At 60.5% G+C, this 22,348-nt stretch carries 22 protein-coding genes; 10 read left to right on the top strand and 12 right to left on the bottom strand.

From position 1 onward, the window contains the following. Positions 1-5: 5 nt before the first annotated feature. From VGI36_05010 to VGI36_04995, 4 genes are all read right to left on the bottom strand, one after another. Positions 6-1,124: a PhoH family protein gene (locus VGI36_05010; GenBank protein HEY2484483.1), complete on the bottom strand. Its 1,119-nt coding sequence runs from the start codon at positions 1,122-1,124 to the stop codon at positions 6-8. A gap of 94 nt (positions 1,125-1,218) precedes the next feature. Continuing rightward, positions 1,219-3,885, bottom strand: coding sequence for an alanine--tRNA ligase (gene alaS, locus VGI36_05005; GenBank protein HEY2484482.1), 2,667 nt, complete (start codon positions 3,883-3,885; stop codon positions 1,219-1,221). 159 nt (positions 3,886-4,044) lie between these two features. Further along, positions 4,045-5,118 carry a recombinase RecA gene (gene recA / locus VGI36_05000; protein ID HEY2484481.1) on the bottom strand — a complete coding sequence of 358 codons (1,074 nt, stop codon included), beginning with the start codon at positions 5,116-5,118 and terminating at the stop codon, positions 4,045-4,047. A gap of 235 nt (positions 5,119-5,353) precedes the next feature. Next, on the bottom strand, positions 5,354-5,800 hold the full coding sequence (locus VGI36_04995) for a DUF721 domain-containing protein (GenBank protein HEY2484480.1): 447 nt from the start codon (positions 5,798-5,800) through the stop codon (positions 5,354-5,356). A gap of 378 nt (positions 5,801-6,178) precedes the next feature. Here VGI36_04995 and VGI36_04990 point away from each other — a divergent pair, with 378 nt between their 5' ends. The 3 genes from VGI36_04990 (at position 6,179) to VGI36_04980 (ending at position 10,172) form a co-directional block, all read left to right on the top strand. Further along, a complete protein-coding gene (locus VGI36_04990) occupies positions 6,179-8,986 on the top strand; it encodes a vitamin B12-dependent ribonucleotide reductase (GenBank protein ID HEY2484479.1) in 2,808 nt (935 codons plus the stop codon). Between the two features lie 18 nt (positions 8,987-9,004). Beyond that, complete coding sequence (locus tag VGI36_04985) at positions 9,005-9,256, top strand: hypothetical protein (GenBank protein ID HEY2484478.1); 252 nt, start codon at positions 9,005-9,007, stop codon at positions 9,254-9,256. A gap of 451 nt (positions 9,257-9,707) precedes the next feature. Then, a complete protein-coding gene (locus VGI36_04980) occupies positions 9,708-10,172 on the top strand; it encodes an SRPBCC domain-containing protein (GenBank protein ID HEY2484477.1) in 465 nt (154 codons plus the stop codon). Positions 10,173-10,291: 119 nt separating this feature from the next. On the opposite strand, the gene VGI36_04975 is transcribed toward VGI36_04980, so the two are convergent. Continuing rightward, a complete protein-coding gene (locus VGI36_04975; protein HEY2484476.1) occupies positions 10,292-11,506 on the bottom strand; it encodes a tetratricopeptide repeat protein in 1,215 nt (404 codons plus the stop codon). Positions 11,507-11,633: 127 nt separating this feature from the next. On the opposite strand from VGI36_04975, the gene VGI36_04970 reads away from it, so the two are divergent. Together VGI36_04970 and VGI36_04965 are read left to right on the top strand one after the other, a co-directional pair. Next, complete coding sequence (locus VGI36_04970; protein ID HEY2484475.1) at positions 11,634-12,284, top strand: glutathione S-transferase family protein; 651 nt, start codon at positions 11,634-11,636, stop codon at positions 12,282-12,284. Between the two features lie 7 nt (positions 12,285-12,291). After that, complete coding sequence (locus tag VGI36_04965) at positions 12,292-13,311, top strand: phosphotransferase family protein (GenBank protein ID HEY2484474.1); 1,020 nt, start codon at positions 12,292-12,294, stop codon at positions 13,309-13,311. Positions 13,312-13,855: 544 nt separating this feature from the next. Here the strand turns inward: VGI36_04965 and VGI36_04960 are convergent. The 3 genes from VGI36_04960 to VGI36_04950 all read right to left on the bottom strand — a co-directional run bounded on the left by VGI36_04960 (position 13,856) and on the right by VGI36_04950 (position 16,489). Continuing rightward, positions 13,856-14,557: an OmpA family protein gene (locus VGI36_04960; protein ID HEY2484473.1), complete on the bottom strand. Its 702-nt coding sequence runs from the start codon at positions 14,555-14,557 to the stop codon at positions 13,856-13,858. A 458-nt stretch (positions 14,558-15,015) separates the two neighbouring features. Continuing rightward, the gene (locus VGI36_04955; GenBank protein HEY2484472.1) at positions 15,016-15,423 is read right to left on the bottom strand and encodes a hypothetical protein; all 408 of its coding nucleotides are present in this window, start codon (positions 15,421-15,423) and stop codon (positions 15,016-15,018) included. 511 nt (positions 15,424-15,934) lie between these two features. Next, complete coding sequence (locus tag VGI36_04950; GenBank protein ID HEY2484471.1) at positions 15,935-16,489, bottom strand: NUDIX hydrolase; 555 nt, start codon at positions 16,487-16,489, stop codon at positions 15,935-15,937. 61 nt (positions 16,490-16,550) lie between these two features. Here VGI36_04950 and VGI36_04945 point away from each other — a divergent pair, with 61 nt between their 5' ends. Beyond that, positions 16,551-16,883: a hypothetical protein gene (locus tag VGI36_04945; protein HEY2484470.1), complete on the top strand. Its 333-nt coding sequence runs from the start codon at positions 16,551-16,553 to the stop codon at positions 16,881-16,883. 242 nt (positions 16,884-17,125) lie between these two features. Here VGI36_04945 and VGI36_04940 read toward each other — a convergent pair whose 3' ends face one another. The 4 genes from VGI36_04940 to VGI36_04925 all read right to left on the bottom strand — a co-directional run bounded on the left by VGI36_04940 (position 17,126) and on the right by VGI36_04925 (position 19,731). Next, positions 17,126-17,554 carry a CoA-binding protein gene (locus VGI36_04940; GenBank protein HEY2484469.1) on the bottom strand — a complete coding sequence of 143 codons (429 nt, stop codon included), beginning with the start codon at positions 17,552-17,554 and terminating at the stop codon, positions 17,126-17,128. 93 nt (positions 17,555-17,647) lie between these two features. Then, positions 17,648-18,172, bottom strand: coding sequence for a hypothetical protein (locus VGI36_04935; protein ID HEY2484468.1), 525 nt, complete (start codon positions 18,170-18,172; stop codon positions 17,648-17,650). Positions 18,173-18,176: 4 nt separating this feature from the next. After that, on the bottom strand, positions 18,177-19,112 hold the full coding sequence (locus VGI36_04930; protein ID HEY2484467.1) for an SDR family oxidoreductase: 936 nt from the start codon (positions 19,110-19,112) through the stop codon (positions 18,177-18,179). A gap of 4 nt (positions 19,113-19,116) precedes the next feature. Continuing rightward, positions 19,117-19,731: a hypothetical protein gene (locus tag VGI36_04925; GenBank protein ID HEY2484466.1), complete on the bottom strand. Its 615-nt coding sequence runs from the start codon at positions 19,729-19,731 to the stop codon at positions 19,117-19,119. Between the two features lie 542 nt (positions 19,732-20,273). On the opposite strand from VGI36_04925, the gene VGI36_04920 reads away from it, so the two are divergent. The 4 genes from VGI36_04920 to VGI36_04905 all read left to right on the top strand — a co-directional run. After that, positions 20,274-20,915 (top strand): MotA/TolQ/ExbB proton channel family protein, encoded by a 642-nt coding sequence (locus tag VGI36_04920; protein ID HEY2484465.1) that lies wholly within the window; start codon positions 20,274-20,276, stop codon positions 20,913-20,915. Next, the gene (locus tag VGI36_04915; GenBank protein HEY2484464.1) at positions 20,905-21,348 is read left to right on the top strand and encodes a biopolymer transporter ExbD; all 444 of its coding nucleotides are present in this window, start codon (positions 20,905-20,907) and stop codon (positions 21,346-21,348) included. The genes VGI36_04920 and VGI36_04915 overlap by 11 nt, the downstream gene beginning before the upstream one ends. A gap of 46 nt (positions 21,349-21,394) precedes the next feature. Next, a complete protein-coding gene (locus VGI36_04910; GenBank protein ID HEY2484463.1) occupies positions 21,395-21,853 on the top strand; it encodes a biopolymer transporter ExbD in 459 nt (152 codons plus the stop codon). A gap of 69 nt (positions 21,854-21,922) precedes the next feature. Beyond that, positions 21,923-22,348, top strand: a 426-nt coding sequence (locus tag VGI36_04905; protein HEY2484462.1) for a hypothetical protein, incomplete at its 3' end; no start/stop codon positions are given.

Here is a 22,348-nt window from a genome sequence, read left to right as displayed (position 1 = left end):
AGTCCTCAGGAATTTCCGCTGCCGTCGCCCGGGAGTACAACGCCTTCGCGCTGAAAGGATTCATAGGCGGTGATTACGGCAGACACGAGGCGATGGCGCACCACGTCGCGATCGGTGAAATAGACGAACTTGATGCCCTCGGTGTTCGCAAGCACGGTACGCGCTTCCTTGAGTCCGGAGAGCTTGCCGCTCGGCAGATCGATCTGGGTTATGTCGCCGGTGATCACCGCCTTGGAGTTGTAGCCCAGCCGGGTCAGGAACATCTTCATCTGCTCCGAGGTGGTGTTCTGCGCTTCGTCGAGAATGATGAAGGAATCGTTGAGGGTGCGCCCGCGCATGAACGCGAGCGGCGCGACCTCGATGGTGCCGCGCTCGAGCATCCGCCGCGCCCGATCAAAATCGACCATGTCGTGGAGCGCATCATAGAGCGGGCGCAGGTAGGGATTGACCTTCTCCGCCAGGTCGCCGGGGAGGAACCCCAGCTTCTCGCCGGCCTCGACCGCGGGCCGACACAGGACCATGCGCGTGACCTGATTTTTCATCAACGCCGCCAGCGCCATGGCCATCGCGAGATAGGTCTTACCGGTGCCGGCGGGTCCTATGCCGAACACAATGTCGTGCGAGCGGATCGCATCGATGTAGAGCTTCTGATTGATGCTCTTGGGCGAAATGACCCGCTTGTGCGCGGAGACATAGATCGTGTCGAGAAAGATGTCCTTCAGTTCGGCGTTGCGATCACCGCGCAGAATACGGACCGAGTACTCGACGTCGCTGGGAAAGACCGGGTAGCCGCGTTTCAGCAGTTCGTAGAGCTCGCCGAGAACCTTCCCTGCCAGTGCCTGTTCGGCGTGAGGCCCCGCAATGCGCATCGCGGTACCGTTGACGTCAATCCGAACGCCAAGCGCCTGCTCCAGAGTGCGGATGTGCGCGTCGTGCTGACCGAGCAGGTCAGTGATGAGGCGGGAATCGTCGAAGTGGAGTTCCAGCGCGTCTTCGCTGGGTCGCTCGGAAATTGCCTGACTGGGTGAAGAGCTGATGGCCGTCGATACCTCGGGTTGCCTCCAATCATCGTATGCGAAACCGGCCGGACTTTGAAAGCGGAAGGCAGGGCCGAATCTCCGCACTACGGAAGGTTCAGCACGCGGCAGCAAACCCGGACCGTGGATTGCGACCCTGAGGTTTCGACTTGCGCGGTGTCTTGTGACGAAAAATCCGTTTCTAAACTACCAGGCTTACGACTTTCGCAAGCGCCGCGTCGAGCTGCTCTGCGTCGCGGCCACCCGCCTGCGCCAGGTCGGGACGCCCACCGCCAGAGCCGCCAACGATCGGTGCGATTTGCTTGATGATATCGCCGGCCTTGATGCGGTCCGTCAGGTCGGCGGTGACCGCGACCAGCAGGGCGACCTTGCCCTCGCCGAGATCGGAGCCGAGCACGACCACCGCCGAGGAGTATTTCTGTCGCAGCCGATCCGCCAACTCGCGCAGTGCCCGCGGATCGATTCCGTCCGCGCGACGGGTTACCACCTTGATTCCGTTTACCTCGCGGACGGTCTCCGCCGCGCTGCCATCGGATCCGCCGCCGCTCGCCAGCTTCTGCTCGAGAGCGCGTAATCTTTTTTCCAGTTCCTTTTCGCGCGTAAGAACTTTCTCCAGGCGTTCGAGCGCAGCGGCGTCGTTGGTGCCGAGTTTCGCACCGATTTGCCCGAGCAGCTTCTCCTGCTCGCGGACAGCATCGAGCGCGCCCTGGCCGGTTGCGGCCTCGATACGACGGACTCCGGCAGCTACCCCGGATTCGCCGTGCAGCTTGAAGAACCCGACGTCTCCGGTCCGTTTCACGTGGGTTCCACCGCACAGCTCGACGGAAAAATCGCCCATTCGCACCACCCGAACTACGTCGCCGTATTTGTCGCCGAAGAACGCGAGCGCGCCCGCCTTGAGGGCATCGTCGTAGGGCATCTCCTCGACCGTCACTTCAGCGTTCTCTCGGATGCGCGCGTTGATTTCCTCTTCGATGCTGGAAAGCGCGTTGGCATCGACCGGACCCTGATGGCTGAAATCGAACCTAAGCCGTTCCGGCGTAACTAGCGATCCCGCCTGGTGTACTTGTGTGCTGAGGATATCGCGCAGCGCGTAGTGAAGGATGTGAGTCGCGGAATGATTCAGCATCGCCGAATCACGCCGGATGCGATCCACCCTGAGTTCGACATGCGCACCCCGCCGAAAGTCCGCGACATCGCCCTGCAGGATACGGCCGATATGGACGATCGAGCCATCGGCTTTGCGTGTCTCGCTGATTTCCGCGAGCGCCCCCGATTCGGTTTCGATTACCCCGCGGTCTCCGACCTGGCCGCCGCCTTCTGGATAGAAGGGAGTTTCCGCGACGACGATCGCGACCGAGCCGCCATCCTGCGTCCCCACGGCGAGAATTTCGGACCCCGCGTCGTAGCGGTGGTACCCGGTGAAACGCGAGGAAGTCCCAGTGGCGATTTGAATCTCGGGTGCCGCGGACTCGTCCTTGCGGGCCGCGCGTGCGCGCTCGCGTTGCTCCTCCATCAGACGGTCGAACTCCGCCAGGTCCACCTCGATTCCTTCGTTGCGCAGGACGTCCTGGGTGAGATCGAGGGGGAACCCGTAGGTGTCGTAGAGCTTGAATGCGATCGCGCCGGAGAGGGTCCGTCCACCAGCCTGCCTAAGCCGCGCCTTCTCCTCGTCGATCAGTTCAAGACCCCGGTCCAGGGTTTCACCGAAGCGAGTTTCCTCGGCAGTAATCACCTGGGCGATTTTGCCTGCCTGGCGGCGAAGCTCGGGATAAGCGTCACCCATCGCGGCGACTACCCCGTCATTCACGGTCGCCAGAAACGGCCGATGGATCCCCAGATAGCGGCCGTGCCGCGCCGCGCGCCGGATGATGCGGCGCAGGACGTATTCGCGATCGGTGTTACCGGGATTTATGCCCTCGGCGACCAGGAAGGCCATGGTTCGTGCGTGGTCTGCTATCGCGCGAAAGGAGATGTCCGCCGCCGGGTTCTGCCCGTAGTGACTTCCATCGCCCAGCTCGCCCGCCGCGGTGTCGATTTTTTTTATGATCGTCTGGAACAGGTCGATGTCGTAGTTGCCGAGAATTTTTCCGTCGCCGCGTTCGAGACTCTGCAGCGCCGCGGCTATTCGCTCGAGTCCGGTACCCGTGTCGACGTGTTGGTGCGGCAACGGCGTGAGCGTTCCGGAGGCGTCGCGGTTGTACTGGATGAACACCAGATTGCCGAGTTCGACAAAGCGCTCGCATCCATCCACGTTCACACCGCAACGCAGCGGTCGATGCCCGCTACCGTCACACGCCCGCTCCCCGCGGTCGATATCGATTTCGGAATTGGGTCCACAGGGTCCGGTCTCGCCCATTTCCCAGAAATTGTCCTTGTCACCGAAGCGCATGATGCGCTCCCTGGGCAGGACGCCCAGCTTGAGCCAGATTTGTTCTGACTCCTGATCATCTTTGTGGACGGTCGCATACAGGAGCCCGGGATCGACTCCCCAAAGCTTGGTGATCAGCTCCCAATGCCACGCGATCGCTTCGGCCTTGTAATAATCGCCGAATGACCAGTTGCCGAGCATCTCGAAAAAGGTGTGATGGTAGCTATCGCGACCGACCGCTTCGAGGTCGTTGTGCTTGCCGGAGATGCGCAGGCACTTCTGGCAATCGACCACTCGGCGGCTTGGTGGAGTGCGGACGCCGAGGAAGTAATCCTTCATCGGCGCCATCCCTGCATTGACGAATAGCAGTGTCGGGTCCCCCTTGGGGACCATCGGGAAGGAGGGAACTATGGTGTGGCCGCGTTCTTTGAAGAAGTCGAGGAACGACTGCCGTATGTTGGCGGTAGTCCAGCGCATCGAACAATCATTCTATCCAAGCGCCGCAAAGCTGCCCACTGTCTTCACCGAGCGGGAAAGGAACCTTAAGGCACTAAGACGACGCACGCTTGCACAGTGGAGAGATTGCCGAGGACCCTCGCTGTAACCAAGCCGAGAGTCCGTGCCACGGTTCAGCTCTCAGCCCTTCTTCTTCGCTGCAGGGGGCGCGGGAAGGGGTGGTTCTTTTTCTCCGTTGGAGGCTACGGGGGGCGCGACCGGTCGGGTCTGGAGTTTGGCCCGGATCTTTTGCTCGACGTCTTCGGCGAGCTTTGGATTTGCCTTCAGCAGGTCGCGGGCATTTTCGCGGCCCTGCCCGATGCGTTCCCCTTCGTAGGAATACCAGGCGCCCAGTTTTTCGATTACGCCCAGTTCAGAGCCGAGATCGACCAGTTCGCCTTCCTTGGAAATTCCCGAGCCGTAGAGGATATCGAACTCTGCTTCGCGAAACGGCGGCGCTACTTTGTTCTTGACGACTTTGACCTTGGTGCGCGAACCGATGACGTCGTTTGCGGTCTTGATGGTGCCGATGCGACGGATATCAATGCGTACCGAGGAATAGAACTTGAGCGCGTTGCCGCCGGTGGTGGTTTCCGGATTACCGAACATCACCCCGATCTTCATGCGGATCTGATTGATAAACACCACGATGGTGTGGGAGCGTGCGATCACCGAGGTCAGTTTGCGCAGCGCCTGCGACATCAGGCGCGCCTGCAGACCCATCTGCGGTTCACCCATTTCGCCCTCGAGTTCCGCGCGCGGGACCAGGGCGGCGACCGAGTCGATCACCAGGATGTCGATCGCACCCGATTGCACTAGAGTTTCCGTGATCTCGAGCGCCTGCTCGCCGTTGTCGGGCTGCGAGATCAGCAGGTCTTCGACTTTGACCCCAAGTTTGCGTGCGTAAGACGCGTCGAGCGCGTGCTCCGCGTCGATAAACGCGCCAATTCCACCGGCCTTCTGCGCTTCGGCGATACATTCCAGCGCCAGCGTGGTTTTGCCGGACGATTCCGGGCCGTAAATTTCGACCACCCGCCCCCGTGGCAGACCGCCGACACCCAGCGCGATGTCCAGGCCAAGCGAGCCGGTCGGCACGACGGGTATATTCTCATCGATCGACTGCTCGCCGAGCTTCATGATCGAGCCCTTGCCGAACTGCTTTTCAATCTGGCTCAGCGCCAGGTCGAGCGCTTTGCTTTTGATCTCTTGAGCCATCGTGCTGATTGCCCCCGTGTTGGGAGAAATATCTGTTCCGAAATCTTGTCACAAAGAAAACAGAATAGCGCTATGCGCGATCTCGAGGCCATCCACAAGCCGCAGAGACACAGATCGGACCCCGACCACGGAACCCACCACGGCAGGAAGGTCGGAAAAGCTGCCCCGGGATCCGACTTCTGGGTCAGGGGCCCCATGGTCTAGTCCAGATATTTGGGTTAGTCGGGGACGCCCTTCACCTGGGAGCGCGGCCCCAGGCTTCTATCAATCGTTGAAATGCGCGCTTCAATTCCGGATTTTTCATTTCCGGCAGTTCGATCGCGCGACGCGTCGCGCGCGGCACCACGTGCAGCTGTGAATGCTCGCGACGCGAGAGGCGACCCTGCACAAAACGCAGATCGCGTACGATGTCGGGGTCGATCTTCTGGTGCAGCCGCGCAAGAATCTGCGGCTTCATCAAGTTGAGTTCTTGAATCCACATCGCGCCCGACACTTTAACCACAGCCGTATGAAACTTGAGCGAGGACACCTGGGTGCGGCGCGCGATCGTCTCGCCGACCATCTCCGGCCACAGCCGGGTGAGCCGTACGATTCCAAACTGCCCTTCGGTGTCGAAGCGATCAAGAAGCGGCTGCAACGCCTCGCTGATCTTCACTGGAGGTTTCAAAATCTTCGATGGCATCGGGTGCTCACGATAGCGCGGATCTTTCTGCCCATGAATGACGCCGCAAAACGACCGCGCCGACTCATGCGCGGACGCGAATGTCGGACCGACTTGACATAAGCCGAACTAATCCTTTGGAGAGAATAGGTGAAGTCATTTTTCGAAAGCGAAGACTTGTCGAAAACCTGTCAACAGCATAATATATGGGTTGTGCACAAGGTAATGAACACTATATATTGGGTCTGGAGGCTTGACATCCCCCACAAGCTGCGAGCATATTGGCGCCCGTTGGTGCAGATGAACTGCCTTTCCTGTGGGATATCAACAACGGGTCGCTAAGCACTCGAAAGGGCAGCGCTTGAGGTAACGCGGACGAAATCCAGGGGAGGTGGGACGATGGCTGGGGGAGCACCGGACTTGGACAACGTGGCACTGAAAAACGCAGATCGCAGACCGGGAAGTTTGCAACTGGCCCTTGGGCTCGAGCGATTCTTCACCACTACCGGTCGCGACCCCATGAACGAAGTCGACTGGGAGGTGCGCACTGCGGTCATCACCGGCGAAGACGGACGCGTGGTGTTCGAACAGGGGGAGGTGGAGGTGCCGCGCGGGTGGTCGCAAACCGCGACCAATGTCGTCGTATCCAAATACTTTCGCGGACCGATCGGCGTCGCGGATCAGAAGCGGCATCCCTCCTCGACGCAGCGTGAACGCTCGGTGCGCCAGCTCATCAGCCGCGTGGTTGAAACCGTCACGGGATGGGGCGATCGCCAGGGTTACTTCAGTGCGGTGGAAGAGCGGGAAACCTTCCGCGCCGAATTGACACATCTGCTCCTGAACCAGAAGGCATCGTTTAACAGTCCGGTCTACTTCAACGTCGGAATCGACCCCAAGCCGCAATGCTCCGCGTGCTTCATCCTCAAGGTCGACGACAACATGGATTCGATTCTCGGCTGGTACCGCAACGAGGGAATGATTTTCAAAGGCGGTTCCGGGTCCGGAGTCAATCTCTCCGCCTTGCGCTCGTGCAAAGAGAGGCTCTCTTCGGGCGGGACCGCGTCGGGCCCGCTGTCGTTCATGAAAGCCGCGGACGCGTCGGCGGGCGTGATCAAGTCGGGCGGCAAGACCCGGCGCGCGGCCAAAATGGTGGTGCTGAACGCCGATCACCCCGACGTCGTGGATTTCATCAAGTGCAAGGTCGAGGAGGAAAAGAAGGCTTGGGCGCTCATCGATGCGGGTTATGACAGTTCGCTCGATGGCCCGGCGTACAGTTCGGTGTTTTTCCAGAACGCAAACAACTCGGTGCGCGTGACCGACGACTTCATGCGCGCGGTGATCGAAGGCGGAAACTGGAGGACCCACTTCGTCACCAACGGGGAGGTGGCTGCCGAGTACCGGGCGCGTGATCTGCTGCACATGATCGCCGAGGCGGCACATACCTGCGGCGATCCGGGCATGCAATTCGACACCACCATCAACCTTTGGCACACCTGCCCGAACTCGGGACGCATCAACGCATCGAATCCCTGCAGCGAGTACATGCATCTCGACAACTCTGCCTGCAACCTCGCTTCGCTCAACTTGATGAAGTTCGTCGACGATCGCGGCGAGTTCGACGCGCGAGCATTCCGCCACGCGGTGGATGTGATGATCACCGCGCAGGATATTGTGGTCGAAAATTCCTCCTATCCGACCGAGGAGATCGAGCGCAACGCGCACGCGTTCCGGGAGCTGGGGCTGGGTTACGCGAACCTGGGCGCGCTGCTGATGGCGCTGGGGATGCCGTATGACTCCGAGCAGGGCCGCAGCTACGCCGCCGCGGTGACCGCACTGATGACCGGGGAGGCGTACCTGCAATCGGCGCGGCTTGCGAAGCACATGAAACCCTTTGCGAGCTACCAGGCCAATCGCGACGCGACGCTCAAGGTTATCGAGCGACATCGCAGTTATGCCTATCGTCTGGAACCGGCCCACGTTCCGCTCGATCTGCTGCGCGCGGCGCGCGACTCGTGGGACGAGGCGCTCAAACTGGGCCAGCAGAGCGGAGTTCGCAACTCACAGACGACCGTGATCGCGCCGACCGGCACCATCGCGTTCATGATGGATTGCGATACCACCGGCATTGAGCCGGACATCGCGCTGATCAAGTACAAGAAGCTGGTCGGCGGCGGGATGCTGAAGATCGTCAACGGCACCGTGCCGCGAGCCCTCAAGCGGGTCGGCTACGACTCCAAGGAAATCCAGGAAATCGTCGAGTACCTCGACGACCACGAGACCATCGAAGGCGCGCCGCACCTGTCCGACGCGCACCTGCCGATTTTCGATTGCGCGTTCAAGCCGCGCTCCGGCTCGCGCACCATTCACTACAACGGCCATCTCAAGATGATGGGCGCGGTGCAGCCGTTCGTCTCCGGCGCTATCTCCAAGACCATCAACATGCCCTCCGAAGCGACGGTCGATGAAGTCGCGGAAGCGTATGTGTCGGCGTGGAAGCTCGGACTCAAGGCGGTCGCGATCTATCGCGACGGCTCCAAGCGCACGCAGCCACTCAACACCGGCAAAAAAGAAGATCGCGCGGCTGGCGAGGCGCTCCGCGCAGCGGCATCGGTGGCCGGGCCCGACGAGCGGTTGTCGCGGCGCAAGCTGCCCGATGAGCGCAAGGCCCTCACGCACAAGTTCGATATCGCAGGCCACGAAGGTTACATCACGGTCGGGATGTATGAGGACGGATCGCCGGGCGAGATTTTCGTCTCGATGTCGAAGCAAGGCTCGACCATTTCCGGTCTGATGGATTCATTTGCGACCGCGATTTCGTACGCGCTGCAGTACGGCGTGCCGCTGCAGTTCCTGGTCGACAAGTTTGCGCACATGCGCTTCGAGCCATCGGGTTTCACCAAGAACCCGCAGATTCCATACGCCAAGTCGATTGTCGACTACCTGTTTCGGTGGATGGCATCGAAGTTCCTTGATGAGGACGCCAAGCGCGAAGTCGGAGTGGTGATGGAGGACAGCCCGTCGACCGAACGCAAGGATCCTCCCGCGCCGGTAGCGAGTTTGCACGACGGCAAGGACGGCGGCGGGATGCGCCAGGCGTTCATCAACCAGGCCGACGCGCCGCCGTGTCCGGATTGCGGTTCGATAATGGTACGTAACGGTGCTTGCTACAAATGCATGAATTGCGGAGCGACCAGCGGATGCTCATGAGCGGGGAGGGCGGAAGCTATGAAGCAGGCGGGGAAGCTGTGCGAATCAGAGGCGTTCGAGATTCTTGCGGAGCGGCATCGCGGCACTGCGCTTAGCATCTTCACGATCGTCGCAGGACGTGGCGAGGAGCCGGATCGCGCAATAGTACAGTGCTCGAAGTGCGGTGCGACTTTCGAGTTTCACAGTGACGGTGGATGGCATCTGCTAGAGAAGATTCGCTCGGATCGTTTCGATCATGCGGCGGAACACAAGGCAGTGGCGAGCGCCTAGTGGGCGCTCGACGACCGAGGGGCTCTGTGGAAGGGGAGGATAGAGAATTGATTGGACCGGCGTCCCGGAGAGGAATCGGCGGGATCGTGTGCGGCGGTGGCGGCTGGAGGAGATTGAGGCAGGTTCCGATCATAGCTGGAGGCTGAGGTTCCTTAAGAGCCCACCCAAGACGAACGGAGCGCGGGCTCCGTTGCACAGCGTGGTGGTGGGGTGGCGGATGTGGTGACGGGGAGGGGCGGTGGTAACACCGCCCCTCCCAATATTTCGGGCCCGGTAACGAAGGCATTCGAAGGATGGTCGCACTCGAGCCTCTGCAGCGTTCACACCAGTTTACGAAAGAGAGTGTAGCTGTGCCGATGGTTGCGCGCCTGCCACCGAATCGAGCTCTGGCTCGCCCACCGCTGGTAGCCTTGCTGGGTATTGGCCATGCACAATGATAGCCACCTTTTCTATGAAATGGCCCTCGGGTTGTGAGCCTAATCAATCCCCAGTCTTTGCACACAACGAGATCGCGATTGCTGCACCGCCGGACCGCGTCTGGCGCTGGCTGATCCGCGCGGCGCGGTGGCCGGACTGGTACACGAACAGTTCCAACGTGACCTTCCTTTCCGGACGTCCTCCGGACCTTGCGCCGGGTATTCGGTTTCGATGGAAGACGTTCGGCGCGATGATCACCAGCTGCGTGCTGGTGTTCGAGCCGCCCCACGAACTCGGCTGGGATGCACACGGGCTGCTCTCCGCGTATCACGGATGGCTCATCGAGCCGGATGGTGCCGGAAGTCGCGTGATCACCGAAGAAACCCAGAATGGAATCGTCCCCAGACTCGCGTGGTGGTACCTCGGCCCGATGCTTAAACGTGGCCATCAGAACTGGATCGAAAGCCTAAAGAGCAAAGCCGAAGCCGGCGAACCCTAGGCACCGGTCTAGAGGCACGAAGTGGAGTATTCCGCCGGCGCAAGCAGAGATTGCGCCGGACGCTGCCGCAGAACGAGGTTAGCTCCCGAATACTTAAGTCTCCGCGATCTGCGCAATTCTTATTCGCTTACGGTCTCCATGACCCGGCCGCTGGCTGCGTCAACCAGATCCACCCGGACCTTGTCGGTTACTCGGTAGTTTTTTTTGGCCGAGTCGATGCCGGATTTCAGGTCGGTCATGAATTTCTCTTTCGCGAAGGGCGGCATCTGGTCCATCGGGAAGTCGTTCATCATGACCTTCGCGACGGTCTTGTCGGGCCATTGAACCGCACTGACCTTTGGTCCCGCGATAGGCAGCCCGCGCACCACCTGCTCGACCTCACCCTGAAAGCTGGACGTCGGCGCCGTAGGTGCCTTCTCGCCGCCCGACCCGCTCTGCGGAGCGGCGCGCCCGGAGATTTTCGCGATGACTTCCCTGATCTGGTTGCGCGCATTTTCGTCGGGCGCCAGCTCGTCGGCCTTCTTGAGCGCCGCCTGTGCATCCGCCGGCTTGTCCTGCTGCGCGTATGCCACCCCGAGGTTGAAGTACGCCTGGAACATGTCGGGTTTAAGCCGGAGCGCCTTGTGGTATTGCGCGACGGCCGCATCGGCGTTGCCGGTGTAGAGGTACATGGTGCCGAGATCGGTGATCACCTCGGGGTCTTCGGGTCTCTTTTTTAAGTAGTGTTCGTACGCGGCGATCGCCTGGTCGTACTTTTCGCTGTCGTAGTCGACGTCGCCGATTCCACGCAGCGCTTCGAGGTCGTCTGGGTCGATTTTTAAAACGTGTCCGTAGGCTTCGGAGGCTTTCGCGAAGTACGACTCATCGAACATGGCGGCGCGCATGGTCACGCCGCCGAGCTTGTTCCATTTCGCGATATCCCCGGGATGTGCGGTCGCGTCGCTTTGCAGCTTGTCGATAAAAGAGCGTGCTTCCGCTGGCAGCTGAATTTTCGGGTGGCCGGGCGGCAGCTGGCCCGGGGCGGCATTGCCCGCCGTACCGCTCATCGAATTCGCCGCGGAACCCGTAGCGACTTCGGGCGCGGACCGCGACGCCGTCTCGCCGGTCTCGGGCTTGCGCAGCATCACCCATCCGGCTGCGAGCAATCCAAGGATCATGATCGCGAGAAAGACGCCGACAAACGCGGTCGTGATCGGCAAGTTGCGCAGAGTTTGATTAATCCCAGGTTCGGCCGAGGGCATTCCGGGGCCCGGACCTCCCAACGCGGCACCGCATTCCACGCAGAATTTGGCCCCCGCGATCAGCGCCGTACCGCATTGCGGACAGAATTTCATCGTCAAATTCCTAGCTGACGTTCTCTCGTACGCGCAACACACCTAGGCGCGGGTTTATGCTCGCACCTGCGATATTGTATAGTCGCGCGACCGAACCGATCGCGGAAAATTCCGAGGAGTGCTCTCCATGCAATTGTACGATTCTTTTGGACCTAATCCGCGCGCGATGCGGATGTTCCTGGCCGAGAAAGGCATCACGATTCCCTCAAAGCCGATCGATCTGATGAAAGCGGAAAACCGCCGTCCTCCATATACGGAACGGAATCCCGGCGGACAGTTGCCGGCGCTCGAGCTGGATAACGGCAACTGTCTCGGCGAGACGGTTGCCATCTGGGAGTACCTCGAAGAAAAGCATCCGACCCCGGCGCTGATCGGCGCCACTGTCGAGGAGCGCGCCGAGGCGCGCCAGTGGCAGCGGCGGGTCGAGCTTAAGATCACGGAATTTCTTTATAACGGGTTCCGCTTCGCGGAAGGTGCGCAGATTTTCAAGGACCGTATGCGCCTCATCCCGGAGGGAGCCGCCGGCATGAAAGCAACCGTGCAGGACAATCTCAAATGGCTGGACGGACTGCTAGAGGGTAAGGAATTTGTCGCCGGCAAGCGCTTCACCGTGGCCGACATTATCCTCTACTGCGCGCTCGATTTCGGCGCCGGCGTAGGGCAGAAAATTGATCCCTCGCTCAAGAACGTCAATGCGTGGTTCAAACGAGTCGAAGCGCGTCCGAGCGCGAAGGCCAGTTTGCATCCGGCATCCGCGCAGACCGGGATGAAGGGGTAGGGCTGGCTTGGCTTCTGGAACCGAACAGATTGCCCCCCAGCTTACCAGGCTGGTGCGCGCAAAAACCGGGGACGCTGGCGCGACCGTCCACGATATCTCGCCGCTGCCGGGTCACGCGGGCTTCGGCTACAGCTTCGTTCTCGATCGCACCACGGCGGGGGGCGTGGCCGGCAAGCTGGTGTTGCGGGTCGCGCCGGAAGGGACCCGCATCGCCGGCCCAGCCGACGTGGTGCGGCAGGGGAGAATCATGGAATCGCTCGCCGGCACCGAAGTGCCGGTGCCGGCGATCATTTGGTATGGCGAGGAGACGGATTTTTTTGCGCGGCCGTATTTCGTGGCGGGTTTCGTAGAAGGATTTCGTCTGGTTGACGTTCCACGGATGCCACGTGAGGAGATGCGCGCGCTTGCGCGCCTAGGAGTCGAAAAACTCGCCGCGCTGCATCGGGTGGATTGGAAAGCGCGTCGGGAGGCGTGGGGCGGCGATGGTGCGCCGACCCCGCTCTCGGAAGAGATGAGGCGCCTCGACCATCTGCTCGATCGCCCGACCCTCGATCCGGTGTCGGTTGGGCGCGCCCCCGAGTTGCGCGAGAAGCTGCGCGCGAGCATTCCGGATGCGCGCATTGGAATCGTGCACGGCGACTACCAGTTCTCCAACATCATGTTCAACCCTGGTCGCGTGGTAGCGGTGATCGATTGGGAGATCTCGCTGCTCGGGCCCACGCTGCTCGATCTCGGATGGATCTGTTTCTTCGCCGATCCGGCCAGCTTTCTTGAAGACCGCTCGCAGAGCTCACCGGCGCCGCTTAGCCCCGACGAAATTGTCGACATCTACACCGCCAGCGCGGGCTACCCAGTCGCCGAAGAGCAGGTCCGGTGGTTCCGCGCATTCGCCGGCTTTCGCTTTGGTGTGATCACTTGCTTCAATCTGATGCTGCATCGACGCGGCAAGCGACACGACCCGGAGTGGGAGCGAATCGGACCTTCAGCGCCGCAGATGTTCGCGCGTGCGCTGGAACTAATCGGATAGAGAATCAGACACCCGCACCCCAAGCAGAACTGGGGGACTGAATTTCGTGATCCGCAGAATCTGCGGACTTCTGCGGCGAGGGGGGGGGGTTGTAGATCGGGTCGCAAGGCGTGATGGTGCACGCGGCAGCGGGGGCTTGCCGGCGTTGCCCCAGGTGGGATCTTGGTGGGCTCGGGAACCAAGAGAAGAACTCCTAAAAAAGCAGGCGTCACGGAAAGGGTTGGGGGCCCCAGAACCTAACCGTGACGCCAGAAGCTGGGAGGGTGCACTCATACCCTCCCCACTCCGTGCCTAATACCCCTTTGACGGCATTAATGCGAACTCTTCGGCGGGGTCGAAGACAAACGTGACACGCAGTTAATCAGCGATCGCAGCGAAGATGGCCGTCGGGGATCGGACGCGCGGCTGACACAGGACGCGGCAATTCGGCCTAACCCCATAGCTGGTTAGAACGCCTGCAAGAATTCCGGTTGCCGAAGGAGGGAAACGTCAGGAAGACTAGCGGCTATACCAGAGTGACTTACACGGCATTTTAGCAAGCCGCTCAACTCCCGGTTACGACCTTCTCCTGGTAGACGAGAATTTCAACCCGACGATTGCTTCGCCGCCCGCTCGGTGTGCTGTTGTCGGCAACGGGCTTGCTCGCTCCGTAGGAAACCACCCGAAGTTGCGTTGGGTCGACCCCTTGCCTGCTCACCAGGTATCCGGCGACCCGCGAGGCTCGCCGCTGTCCGAGCTCGTAGTTGTAGCTTTCGGAGCCGACGCTGTCGGTATGCCCGGCAACAACGAAGAGGCGCCCTGACGTCGTCCCGGAGTTGGCCGATCCCTCGAGGTCTCGGAAAAATCCATCGATCTCGCTCTTGGCGGTCTGGGTCAACACTGCGGACCCCGTCGCAAACGTCGGCCCATGACCTGAATCATCCAAAACCAGCTTCCGCTCGAGGTGGAGGTTCTGCAAATCGGTCAGTGCCTGGTCCGCCTTGGCGTCGGTCTCTTTCAGCTGGGCTTGCTGCTGGCCGAGCCGGTCGCCGATAGGGTTCAACTGCGCCTGAACCCAGTTTCGGGTGGCGAGGCACCCATTGGCGGAAAAAAGCAAAACCGCGGATCCGAAGATCCAAGCCACCGCCGAGACCGCGTTCCAAAAACGACCATCCCGCCCGCCAATGCCCCCGCCTCGCATCAGCTGAAGAACGCGCAGCATAGCAGGTTGCTTTGCTGCCTCATGGACATTGTGGCTGGTTGGCATCGTTACCTCCGAATTCGCGTTCTGCCTAGGTTGCACATCAATCCCGCGATACAGCAAACCATGTGCCGTTTATGGAGGGAAAACTAGGGCGAGATTAGCACACCTTTGGAGAGCTGCAGGGTCTCGTTTACGCGGGCGGAATAGCAAGTTTTACAATTCGACCGATTCCAGGGTCCGCCGCGGTCTGAGGGCCTAGAACTTGGACAGCGCGATTTTACGGTTAACGATTCCCCCGCCTGATCGCGGGTGGATTGTACACGTGAAAGTTAGAGCATGGGCGCCGAGAGCAAGCCGCATATCTATTACATAATTCCGTAATTATGGGCGCTCCGGGTCTATGGGGCACGGCAAACCTGTGCGTCGTGTCCGCCGTGTACGTCGTTCTAAGTGGTACGATAAGTGGTGCGGATTGGTCACCATGGTTTGGGTCCTCTTCCCGATCGAGACCCACCCCTATTTCACTGCTTCAGGCGGGGATCGTCGCTGGCGATGCACTGGAGCCCCGTTGGCGCAGTTCGAGTGCTACGAATGAAGAAATGCGTGTCCTGGGGGGAACGTCTGGGGTGTAGCACGCCATCGCAGTCAGCTGCCGTTGGATAGGTCTCCTTGACCATCCACTGGCTTAGTGGCGCCTCGGTCACCGCTCTGGTCCGGCCAAACGGGCGTGGTTCCTCGGGCGGGACGATCAATAACCATTCGGGCTTGGAACCCGGCTGCCGCGATGAGATCACCGAGGATACTGTTGTCGTCGGCTTGGCCGGCGTTGTTTGGATGGCCTGCTCTTCTCCGTAGGCTTTCGCCGCCTGCGATTCGTATACCGCCACAATGAGAAGCGACAGGGCGAGAAGATGAGCGATTCTTTTCATTCCAGGTCTTCTAACCTGGACTCGAGGCTCTTCGCGCGCCGTTTCAACTCCATGAACCCCTCCTCGATGCTATAGGTTATCCAGAGCAAAAGCGCGTCTGATGCGACAATGAGAAGCGGCAAAATAGCCAAGTCATTTCAGAAGCCTAATCCGCGTTCCGCTCTATTTCCATGCGCTGCGAGCAGCCCGGGATCTCTAAGAAGGCTGGAGAATTGTTCGAATGATCTTTCGTAGCCGAGGAATTGTGTCAGGGGAATCGAGCGCAGCCTGCTGTATGCGCCGTAGCAGCTCTGAGTCACCGGTCCGTGGTCTCTCGGGGCAAGGCTCTTGAGCCGCTCGATGTAACGGGGCGGCAGTAACTCGCCGAATTTATAAGCGATGACGCTCTCACGCCGGACATAAGGGTGCTCACCGGGTCTGACGTTGCGTTGACCCTCGGGGAATGTCTCGGGTGCTTCAAAGACGTAACTGGTACGTAAGTGGTATGGAGGGCCATTTACGCGAAGAAAGTCTAGGCTTGGCGTGGCGGATTGTATACGTGAAAGAATGAAAATGCGGCGATCACAAGCGCGTGGGTGATTTTTTCCGAAGCGATCAATCGGGGAATCGTTCGCAGCGGCACCAGCACCACTTCGGTCTCTTCCGCCCCGCTCAGTTTAGGCTTACCAACCATGCGGACCTCGCGGGCGAGAAATGTGTAGCAGTAGTTCTCCTCTATAGCAGGGTTTGGATGAACTCGCCCGAGGAATGAGACGCGCTTGGAGTCGTAGCCGGTCTCTTCGACCATCTCGCGCCGCGCCGCGTGTTTCGGCGTTTCATCTTCGGCATCGACCATGCCGCCTGGAATTTCCAGCGTGAACCCGCGGATCCCGTGGCGGAACTGTTTGACCATCACTACCGCGCCGTCTGGTGTGAGCGGAATGATGTTCACCCAATTGGGAGCGTCGATGACAAAGAAGTCGCGCCGGCCGCGATGCGGATGGCCGCTATGGCGGCGATGAAGATCGAAAATGGGAGTGCGATAGACGATTTCGGTCTCGATCAGATTCCAGCGGCGAGGTTTCATTACCCGGACAAATAAACCATAAAGGCATCAGCTCAGAAATGCCTTCGGCCGGAGCAGTGCGATGGAACAAATCGAATTCTTGTCCGCAGTTTTGATCGTTTCAGAGAACCCGGCGCGGCTCGCCGAATTCTATCGAGAGGTGGTCGGCGTTCCGCTGAAAGACGAGGCGCACGGAACCAGCCGCGCACACTACGGATGCAATCTCGGCGACCTGCACTTCGCGATTCATCCGCTCGAGAGCTTTCCGGATCGGCGGCACGGCCGCGGGCGCGGTAAAGCTGGCGCTCAATGTCTTCGACTTGAATGCGTTGGTCGAAAAGCTCGAAAGCAAAGGCGTGAGACCGTTGTACCCGCCGCACGACACGGGATTTTTCATAAGTACGGCGATCACTGACCCGGACGGGAACTACATCGAATTCACGAAATGTGTGACGAATGGTTCAGGCTGCTGGAGGAAAGACGACGGTCGCACCTCGACGTCGTCTCACGCTGGAAGGCAAGCAAAGGATCTTCCTAGCCGGTCTCCGCGCGCGAAGCAGATCAAGCTTTCAACGCGAACGGGTCCCATAGTCCAACTCTGGGCTCCGCAACCCCCTCACCACACGAAAGGCTGTCGGGACTTCGGTTTACCGCGGACTAGAACAGGCGGCCGTACTCGATCGCCGGGCAGCGATCCATCACGACGGTGAGCCCAGCCTTTTGAGCGTGCCGGGCGGCATCCAAGTTGACAACGCCGAGTTGACCCCAGAGGATGCGAGCCCCTTTCGCAATTGCCTGCTCGGCGATCTCGGGCAGGAACTCGGGCCGGCGGAACACGTCGACGATCTCGACCGGAAAGGGGATCGAGGCCAGGTCGGGATATACGCGCTCGCCCAGCGCCTCCATCAGCGCGCCGGGTTTGAGCGCAGGGTTTACCGGGATGACGCGGAACCCGCGCGACTTGAGCAGGACCGCAATTTTCAGGCTGTCTCGTGAGAGGTTGTCTGAGCATCCGATGACAGCGACCGTGGTGGGATTGGAGAGGATCGAGCGTATCTCCGAGTCCGGTGGGTTAGCGAACGGCATAGTAGCACCTCTATCTACTTCACTGCCTGCCCCAACCCCGGGTGTCAATTCGTTCCAGGTGGCCATGGCCCCCCCAGATTCCCTTACAAGCTGTCACCCTTCGAACAGTCGGTCGATGATCGCCTGGACGAGACGCTTGATTTCCTCGCGGCAGGCCGCAAACACCTGGTCGCCCTTCTCGTAGGGGTCTTCGATGTCGCCCCGTTCACCCGCAAAGGATCGCAGCGTATGCACGGTGCGCCCGACCGCGGACGGAAACTTCTCCATCAGGTTGCGCGCCTGCTCCTCAGTCATCGCGAGTACCAGATCGGCCTCATTCAACAGCTCCGGGTGCCGTTTCAAATCGGTCGAGGTCATGTCCTCGTCGATGTGAATTCCGTCCTCCCGCAGCGCGAGCCTGGTATCGAGCGATACCAGGGCGCCGTCGCGCGCGTAGGGGGCGATTCCCGCGGAAGCAACCCGCACGACCGCGAGCATGCCACGCTGCGCCAGCTCGCGCTTCAAGATGTGCTCGGCCATGACGCTGCGCGCGGTGTTGGCCGCACAGATTATCAGGACGGAACGAAAGCGCGGCTCTCGAGGAGCCGCGCTTGCGGTCTTGTGGGTGTGCTGACTCACGCGCTCAGACGTTGCCCGCCATCACCTGGCCCATGTTCTCTTTGGCGGTGGCTCCCTTGGCAAGTTCTTCCTTCAGCTTGCCGCCGAGCTCCGCCGGATCCCACATAGAGCCCTTCTTGGCAACCTTGCCCGCCGAATGCCATCCGCGCATCAGCCACACAGTGCCCATCCCGACGCGGAACACTTCGCCGTGGACATCCTTCGCGTCGTCGCTGGAGAGCCATGCAACCAGAGGCGCCACGTGCGCGGGAGTGAACGCATCCCATTCGCCCGCCTTGGCGGTCGGCATGCCCGCGGCAGTCTGCGGAGTCGCATCGACCGTGAGGCGGGTGCGTGCGACCGGAGCGATCGCGTTGGCGGTCACGCCATAACGCTGCATCTCGCGATCGACGATGACCGCCATCGCGGCCACCGCGGCTTTGGCGGCCCCATAGTTGGACTGTCCGGCGTTGCCGAGAATACCGGAGTCGGAGCTGGTGTTGATGAGCCTGCCGTTGAGCACGTTGCCACCCTTATGCTGTTCGCGCCAATAAGCGCAGGCATGGCGCGCGACGTTGAAGCTGCCTTTCAGGTGCACCCCGACCACCGCGTCCCAGTCTTCTTCGTTCATGTTAAAGACCATGCGGTCGCGCAGTATTCCGGCATTGTTCACCACGATGCTGAGCTTGCCGAAGTTGTCGGTCGCGCATTCGATGATGCGCTTGGCGGACCTAAAGTCGGTGACGCTCTCGAAATTGGCGACCGCTTCGCCGCCCGCTGCGCGGATTTCCTTGACCACGTCTTCCGCCGGGGAGCGGGACTGGCCGGTGCCGTCGAAGTGTCCGCCGAGATCGTTGACCACGATCTTGCATCCGTGTTTCGCCATCAGCAGGGCCTCCTCGCGGCCGATACCGCGGCCGGCGCCTGTGATAACCGCTACTTTTCCATCCAATAGTGCCATCGTACTAGTTCCTCTTTGCGTTCGCGTTCGAATCAGGGGCCTGCTGGGCGACTTCGCCCGGCCCGATAACGTCAAAAGTCTCCTCCGCTTCTTCCATCGAAGGGTCAACCTTTGGCGGCATCTCGTAGATCAAATCGATCACCATTTTGGATTTATCGTGATCGTCGGGGTACAGCAGAATGGTCGCCGGCCGCCCGTTCTTGTGAAAATCGCACGACCAGGTCTTGCGCGCCGGCATGATCAGCGATGAGGTAACGTGAAAGTCGTTCTTCTTGAGCCCTTCCTTAAAAAACTCGACCACCTCGTTCAGCTGCGCGGGAGTCGAAAACGCGATTTCTCGCATCGCGCCTTTGGGTTTGTGGACGTGTTCGACGGTCGCGCCCGGGTAGATCGGCAGTTCTTTGAACAGATCGGGCGGAATGCTCTTGGTCGGCTCGTCGGGATTACTGCGGGTGTCCTGGGGCACGGCAGCGGTCTGCGGAGGCTGCGGCGCAGACTTGCAGGAAGCCAGAGACACCAGCACAAATGCGACCACGCAAGCCGATAGCAAGTAGTGCAGGTAATGGCACACCAGGGCGCCCTTCGGGCGAATGAACATTGAAGGGGTGCGCGTCGTCATTTTAAGTGGCCGCATGGTAAGCAGAAAGATTCCGAGTCAGAAAAAAAGACCGCCCGGCGGTCAAGTGGTGGATAGACTCGCAGGAAAGAGAAGTCAAGACAATCCTGGTGGTCATCAATTGCCGCAGTTGGCGCGGCAGTTTATCGCCGCCGAGCTGCGGGCATGGTCGCGCCCCCGCCTCCGCCCGTGCGCCAAAGTTTGAATTGCGTTGTCCCAGTCCCAGAACTAAGCTCATGCTTACCGAAACACCGTAACCATCACGTCGTGGAGCCCCGCAAAATGCGTTCCCGAGGAGATGGTTGTTTGGTGCCGCGTAGGTCGCTCTTGACAAAGATCGGTCTTTATTGCATTCAAAGGCTCCGCGCCGTCTCCGCTACCAAGGATCTTAACCGGCTGGTGGGATCCGAAGTCTAGAAGGAATGGACAAGCATAGCGCGGCCGGTTCAGGGGAGAACCGCAGCAGGAAGTTTGACTCCGTTAGCGAGGTTCGAGCGGAACCAAGTTACGCCGCTCAAATTCTAACCACATTGTGAGGATAGGCGATGCAGACTCAGTTTGGCATTTTGTCGATGATACAGCAGGGTTACTATGCGACATACCCGCTGCTCTTCATCTCCGTAGTATGCCTGGCAATCATTTTTGAGCGCCTGTGGGCGCTGCGGGGGATCGGACCACGGGCCGCAAGGACCGCGGATTCCCTGATCCCACAGTTGCGTGGCGGCAAGTTCAACGAAGCGCTGCAGGCGACCCAAGCGCGCTCGAACCCGTCTGAGCGCGTGTATCACACGCTGATCTCCGCTTCCCAGACGCTAGACCGCGAACATTTAGCCGATCTGGATGACGAACGGCGCTACCAGGAAAGCCTGGAACTCAAGCGCTATATCTGGGTGCTCGCCACCGCCGGCGCGTCCGCCCCGTTCATCGGGCTGTTCGGCACCGTGGTCGGTATTCTGGTCGCGTTCCAGTCGATGGCGATCATGGGCACCGGCGGTTTCTCAGTCGTCGCTGCCGGTATCTCCGAAGCGCTGATTTCGACCGCGCTTGGTCTGGCGGTCGCGATCGTCGCAGTTATTTTCTACAACTACTTCTCGGTCAAGGTCGAGAACATCAACGCCATCCTCCATATCAACGCCGATCGCCTGATCGACGCGGCGCTCCAGGGGAGGCAGGCGCATGGCCATTAGTGGCCCTCACGGTGAGAGTGGCGGTGTATTTGCCGACATCAACATCACCCCGCTGACCGACATATTCCTGGTGCTGCTGATTATCTTCATGGTGACCACCTCGGTCACCATCGAGTCGGCCGCGCACGTGGATCTCCCGAACGCAACCAACACCAATCCCGAGAACAAGGGCGTAATTGTCACCTATACCGCGCAACACGAACTGTTCGTGAACTCGAAGGACGTTCCCGAACGCGAGTTGCTGCCCAGCCTGCGCGAAGCGCTGGGCAAGGTGGATGCGAAGATCGTCGTGTTCCAGGGCGACCGCAAAGTACTGCTGGGCGACATGGTGCGAATTTTGAACATCGCCAAGTCGGCCGGCGCGGTAACGATCGCGATCGCTGCGAAGCGGGTTACCGAGGCGCAGCTGGCTAACCATGCGTCGGGAGGATAGGCACGGCGTTGCAAACGCGTCAGCGCGCGGCCCAGAGGAATCGTAAATGGCAAAGAAGAAAGAAGAACGGGGCGGCGGGGTCTTCGCCGACATCAACATCACCCCGCTGACCGATATATTCCTCGTTCTGCTCATCATTTTCATGGTCACCACCGCGGTCACGATCGAGTCGGCGGCCCATGTGGATCTGCCCAAGGCCGAGGCGTCACAGACGACCGACAAGCCCAAGGGCATCATCGTGACCTATACCGCTGACCACCAAATCATGGTCGGTGACAAGCAGGTTACCGAACCCGAACTCCAGACCACGCTTTCGCAGCAGCTGGCACCGCTTCAGTCTTCCGATAAGATCGTGATCTTCCAGGGCGACCCCAAGGTAATTCTTGGTGACATGGTCCGCATCCTGGACATCGCAAAGAGCGCGGGAGCGGAAGCGATCGCGATCGCGGTGTCACAGCTGCCCTCAGGTGGCGGTGGCGGGGCGCCGAGCGGAGGAGGAGCCTAATGAACGGAGGCCGGCAACTCGACCCGGGACCGCGCGCGAGCGCGTTCTGAGCGGGGAGCACACCTTTCTATGATCGTCTTAATTGCAATTCTATTAATCATCTCAACTTTCGTCGTCGCGCTGATTCTGTACCGCGTGATGTCGAAGCGGGAAGCGGAAGCCGAAAAGCACGGCGACGAAGACCAGGCCGACGTGACGCGGTATCAGTCCATCCGCGATGCGCTGCGTCTCATGATAGGCCCGTTTCCGCTCTCGGTGGCTTTGCACGTGCTCGCGCTGCTGTTCCTGATCATCACGGTGCACGAGCAGCGCGGACGCGAGCTAATCATGGTGAACCTGGAAGCGGGCGGCGGTGGAGGCGGGGGCAGCGAGATGCAGGATCTCGACATGCCCGAGGTGCCGATGCCGGACACCGCACCGCAGCAGATGGATTCGCCGCAGGCGGTCGATACCTCGCAGGCGGTGGGGCTGGCCAACGACTACGTGCGGGCGGCG

The sequence above is a fragment of the Candidatus Binataceae bacterium genome, assembly GCA_036495685.1.
GTDB lineage: Bacteria > Desulfobacterota > Binatia > Binatales > Binataceae > JAFAHS01.
Note: the sequence above shows the minus strand (reverse complement) of the source record. Positions and strands in the feature narration are given on the sequence as shown.